General features: G+C 40.5%; 5 protein-coding genes. 3 read left to right on the top strand and 2 right to left on the bottom strand.

Annotated elements, in window-relative coordinates; genetic code table 11:
• The 3 genes from IQ228_RS20615 to IQ228_RS20605 form a co-directional block, all read left to right on the top strand.
• Positions 1-677, top strand: a 677-nt coding sequence (locus IQ228_RS20615; protein ID WP_228043978.1) for a bifunctional 2-polyprenyl-6-hydroxyphenol methylase/3-demethylubiquinol 3-O-methyltransferase UbiG, incomplete at its 5' end; no start/stop codon positions are given.
• A 7-nt stretch (positions 678-684) separates the two neighbouring features.
• A complete protein-coding gene (locus IQ228_RS20610; protein WP_193964220.1) occupies positions 685-912 on the top strand; it encodes a hypothetical protein in 228 nt (75 codons plus the stop codon).
• Between the two features lie 10 nt (positions 913-922).
• Entirely contained in the window at positions 923-2,449 is a 1,527-nt protein-coding gene (locus IQ228_RS20605; protein ID WP_193964218.1) for a polysaccharide biosynthesis C-terminal domain-containing protein, read from the top strand.
• A 209-nt stretch (positions 2,450-2,658) separates the two neighbouring features.
• Here the strand turns inward: IQ228_RS20605 and IQ228_RS20600 are convergent, their stop codons facing one another.
• Both IQ228_RS20600 and ctaD read right to left on the bottom strand, forming a co-directional pair.
• Entirely contained in the window at positions 2,659-3,273 is a 615-nt protein-coding gene (locus IQ228_RS20600) for a heme-copper oxidase subunit III (protein ID WP_027404751.1), read from the bottom strand.
• 97 nt (positions 3,274-3,370) lie between these two features.
• On the bottom strand, positions 3,371-5,044 hold the full coding sequence (gene ctaD / locus IQ228_RS20595) for a cytochrome c oxidase subunit I (RefSeq protein ID WP_027404750.1): 1,674 nt from the start codon (positions 5,042-5,044) through the stop codon (positions 3,371-3,373).
• Positions 5,045-5,159: the final 115 nt, after the last annotated feature.

The following is a 5,159-nucleotide window of genomic DNA, read 5'->3' as shown; positions in this document are numbered from 1 at the left end:
AGAGACAGATACAGCAAAATCTGGTTTATTTGAATTATTGGCAAAGAAAAGAGTTATTAAAATCAGGAACTCCAAAATTTCCTTTACTTAGATGGTGGAATTCACATGAACTTTGTGAAATTGAGGAAGTGATTTTTAATAAAGTTAAAAACCAAGATACTGTTCTTGATGTAGGAGCAGGTGATCTAAGAATCATGCAAAAATTTAAAAAAGCAGGTTATTTAGGAAAGTATCATACACAAGATATAGGAGAAGAATTTAAATATACTTATGCAAATTCAGATGAAATCAATCATCAATATTCAGCTATTTTATGTCTAGATGTGATTGAACATTTACAGCTTTCAGATGGTTTAGCTCTCATTCATAGATTAGTTAATTTACTAAATGAAGACGGTATACTTATTATTCAAACTCCTAATGCTCGGTGTGTCAGAAGCCCCTTAATTTCAGATATGACACACTTGCATTGTTATAACTTACCTGATTTATGGGCTTATTTAACTTCTATGGGCTTAAAGGTAGAAGGATATAGAGTTGTTTTTGAACCACAACAAAAAGCCTGGATACAATATATTTTAGGAGCAGTAAGTAAATATATAATTACTCGCGTTCTCGGTCTTGATTATGCTGATAATATAGTTTTGATTGCCTATAAACCAAATATTTTTCAATAAAGTTTCTATGATATATCGTTTCCTTCGTAGAGCCTTAGATATTAATTTACCTGTCCAATGGCGTTTAAACCGTTGTGCGGGAAAGGTTGGTATGTTTGCTTGTCGAGGTAGAATTCAACTTAGCTTATGTTCAGATACTATTATTAAGCCCGGGGATGTAGTTTGTTATATAGACTTGAACAGTTTAGTATATAACTATTTCTACATGACTATCTCTAATATCCAATGGATTTAATACAAGCAAAATGCAACGAACTGGACGCTCAGTAGTTAACTATGCCTCTGGACTTATGTTACAAGTAATTATGCTGGGCATAAGTGTAATTAGTACACCTCTACTACTACATTGGCTAGGTGATGAACGCTATGGAGCATTTCGCGCTGCTAGTGATTGGGGAAACTATCTCAATCTCCTAGAATTGGGTATTGGTGGCTCCTTGATGGCACTGTTAGCCAAAGCCGTAGGTATTGGGGAATCTGGACAAATCCGCCTCACACTAGCTACAGGCATCCGAGCCTATCTACAAATCATGATAGCAATGGTACTGGCAGGAATCGGATTAGGCTTTTTTATTACTCAGCTTGTACCAGTTGCAGATTCTTTAGTTAATGAACTGCAAACAGGTTATTGGTTGGCATTTGTCGGTATATTTTTATTACCATTAGCCCCCTTCCGTTTGTTAGCAGATGCGAGTCAACGCAGCTATTTTGCCAATTTTTTTCTCATGTTCCAAAGCCTGATTATTACAGGTTTGTCCCTATTACTGGCATGGCGAGGATTTGGTATTACTGGACAATATCTAGCTGTATTGATTGGTGGTATTTGTTTTCAAGTTTTGATGTCCTGGGATGGCTTACGACGCTATCCAGATGTGTTTTTAGCTGTGGGCGATCGCCAATCCCAAATTCCCATAGAGAAAGAACTTTGGCGACTAAACTGGTCTACATTCATCCTCAATCTTTCAGGTCGTTTAGGTTTATTTACAGATAATATTATTATTTCCTATAGTCTGAGTCCCGCTACAGTTGTACCGTTTTTTGTGACTCAACGTTTGCTGGTAATAGCACAAATACAAATACAAGGGATTGGAAATGCTACTTGGGCGGCTCTTGCTGATCTCTATGCTAAAGGAGAAACAGAAAAGTTCAATGCTCGGCTGATTGAACTAACGCGATTAGTAGCTGTAATGGGAGTAACTTTTATGGTAGCGATCGCAGCTTATAATCATTTTTTTATTAGATTATGGGTGGGAGAAAATCGCTTTGCAGGTGATGGTGTCACTTTACTAGCTGCTTATAACGGATTATTACTAGGGCTTTTATCGCTTTGGGGGTGGTGTTTTAGTGGTACTGGCAACCAACCTAAATTAGTTCGCCCTACTGCACTTTCCGCTGGAATTAATTTTCTAGCCAGCATTCTCTGTACTCACTTTTTTGGCATTATTGGACCATTATTAGGTACTTTTATTGCCTTGACAACCGTTAGTTTATGGCAGTTACCCCTATTAATGCGGGAAGTTTTTGGTACATCTGTAAAACAACTGTTTTTAGCCGTTGCTCAACCCCTAGTAGTGGGCATACCTTATGGTTTAGCAGTTTGGTACATTGCCAAAAGTCATACACCTTGGGGATGGATAGGCCTATGTACAGAAATGAGTTTGGCTGCTCTTATTTACCTCCTTATAGCTTGGTTACTGCTATTTAACGAGTATGAGCGCAAACAGTGGAGCGATCGCTTGAAAATGCTATTGTCAATAACCCAGTTTTTCTAGTTGGCGTTGTGCTGCTGCTCAAAATGTTTCTGGTTGTTGACAAGCCTTGATTACCACGATGCGCGATTCCTACGGAGCGCTTCACTATTGCTTAACCCAACCCACTTATATACTTATACCATAAATAATAACCAATACAAACAAAAAAACCCCCAAAGAGGGGGGACTGTAGGTTATTCGAGTGGAGTGAACAACTAAGTAATAAATACCTAGAGTAAATAGAGTAATCCGAACAAAATAATCCAAATTACGTCTACAAAGTGCCAGTAAATTTCCGCTGCTTCAATGCCGAAGCGGTTTTCATTGCTGTAGTGTCCGGGAGTACGCGATCGCCACAAAACTGCTAAAATCGCTAAAACACCGATGGTAACGTGCAAGCCGTGAAAGCCAGTCAAAACATAAAACGTACTAGCGAATAAATTGGTAGTCAGACCAAACTCCAAATGAGTATATTCATAAACCTGACCTGCCAGAAAAATCGCCCCCATAGCTGCGGTAATTGCCAACCAAAGCCGCATTCCTTTCGTATCATTCTTTTTAATAGCCGTATCAGCATTGTGCATCACAAAACTACTAGCTATCAAAATAGAAGTATTTACAGTTGGTAACAACAATTCTAAATCTGGAGTTCCTGTCGGTGGCCAGACAGGAATAGTTGAACGGTAAGTTAGGTATGCACCAAACAAACCCATAAAAATCATGCCCTCAGCCACCAAAAACATAAATAGACCAGTTAAACGATGATCTGGATGTTCCTCATGATGAGAAACTTCCGCATGGTGACTTAATTCAGTTTTTGCCGTGTCAATAATTTGACCTTGCATAAATAGGTAATTGGTAATAGGTAATTGGTAACGGGTAATTGGTAATGGGTGAAAGGTTTTTTATTTCCTTTTTCCCCTTACCTTTCCCCCTTATCTTTTAAAGTGCTGATTCAGTTTGGGGAGTTAACACAGGTTCAGTTTCCACCCGTTCCTCACTCACCCCATAATCGTATGGACCAGTAGTCAAAACAGGAAGAGTTTCAAAATTCTCAATACTAGGAGGAGAAGAAGTCATCCATTCCAAAGTCAGCGCTTGCCAAGGATTATTGCCCGCTTTTTCCCCATAGAACCAACACCAAACCGCATTGATGATAAATGGTAACGTCGAAACCGCCAATATATAAGATCCGTAGGTACAGATTTGATTCAATGTCGTGAACTTAGGATCATATTCCGCAATGCGGCGGTTCATACCCATTAATCCCAGTTTGTGCATGGGTAAGAAAGTCATATTTAAACCAATCATGGTGAGGGCAAAATGCACCTGACCCCAAAATTCGTTTAGTTTCCGTCCCGTCATTTTTGGGAACCAGTGGTAAATAGCCGCAAAAATTCCTAAGACACTCCCACCAAACAAAACATAGTGGAGATGTGCCACCACAAAGTAAGTATCGTGAACGTGAATATCAAAAGGAACTGCTGCCAACATTACCCCACTAATGCCACCAATCACAAAAGTTGCTAAAAAGCCGATAGCAAACAACATGGGACTGTTGAGGCGGATTTTACCACCCCAAATAGTAGCTAACCAACCGAAAATTTTAATCCCGGTGGGGACAGCGATGATCATGGTAGTGATCATGAAAAACATCCGCAACCAACCGGGAACACCGCTGGTAAACATATGGTGCGCCCAGACGATTAACCCTAAAAAGCTGATAGCTAGAGATGAAAAAGCGATCGCTTTATAGCCAAAAATCGGTTTGCGGGCATGAATTGGCAGAATTTCCGAAATTGCCCCAAAGAAAGGCAAAATCATAATGTAAACCGCCGGATGAGAATAGAACCAGAACATATGCTGGTAAACAACAGGATCTCCCCCACCAGTCGGGTTAAAAAATGTTGTTCCTGCCAGCAAATCAAAACCCAGCAAAATCAAAGCCGCAGCTAATACTGGTGTAGATACCAACACCAAAGCCGAAGTTGCAATCATCGCCCAACAAAACAAGGGCATTTGAAAGATGCCCATACTAGGAACACGCATCTTCCAAAGGGTGACGAGAAAATTAATCGCCCCCAAAATCGAAGAAGTTCCCAATAGCAACACACTCATAATCCAAATCCCCTCACCCACCTGGCCTGTTACCAAACTCAGAGGTGGGTAAGAAGTCCAACCAGCATCCGGGGCATCACCTACAGCCAAACTAGCAACTAGTAATACACCTGCTGGGGGAACCATCCAAAAAGCTACCGCATTCAGGCGCGGAAATGCCATATCTCTTGCCCCAATCATCAATGGGATCAAATAGTTAGCAAATCCTGCTCCTGTTGGCACAATCCACAAGAAAATCATGATTGTGGCGTGGAGGGTGAACAAGCTGTTGTAGACCTCTGGCGTGACAAAATCTACCTCTGGAGTCCGTAATTCTGTCCTCACTAAATCAGCCATTACGCCGCCAATGCAGTAAAAAACAAAGGATGTTACCAGATATTGAATCCCAATCACCTTATGGTCTGTACTAAAACCGAAAAAGTCTCGCCAATGCCTTTCCCCATGTTCTTCAGCATGGTTAGGGACATTAGCAATTTCTTCTAACTGTGCTTGTATCATATTTTAAAAAGGAGTCAGGAGTCAGGAGTCAGGAGTCAGAAGGAAGAGAAGAAAGGAGTTTAGGAGTTCAGGAGTCAGAAAGAATTTTATCCCCCTGCCCCCTGCCCGTCTCTTA

The organism is Dolichospermum sp. LEGE 00246 (assembly GCF_015207865.1).
GTDB lineage: Bacteria > Cyanobacteriota > Cyanobacteriia > Cyanobacteriales > Nostocaceae > Dolichospermum > Dolichospermum heterosporum.
This window is presented reverse-complemented; position numbering and strand designations above follow the sequence as displayed.

Excerpts from the sequence above, each read along its gene's own strand:
- IQ228_RS20610 (WP_193964220.1), top strand. The coding sequence starts at position 685 with ATGATATATCGTTTCCTTCGTAGAGCCTTAGATATTAATTTACCTGTC.
- IQ228_RS20605 (WP_193964218.1), top strand. The coding sequence starts at position 923 with ATGCAACGAACTGGACGCTCAGTAGTTAACTATGCCTCTGGACTTATG.
- IQ228_RS20600 (WP_027404751.1), bottom strand. The coding sequence starts at position 3,273 with ATGCAAGGTCAAATTATTGACACGGCAAAAACTGAATTAAGTCACCAT.
- ctaD (WP_027404750.1), bottom strand. The coding sequence starts at position 5,044 with ATGATACAAGCACAGTTAGAAGAAATTGCTAATGTCCCTAACCATGCT.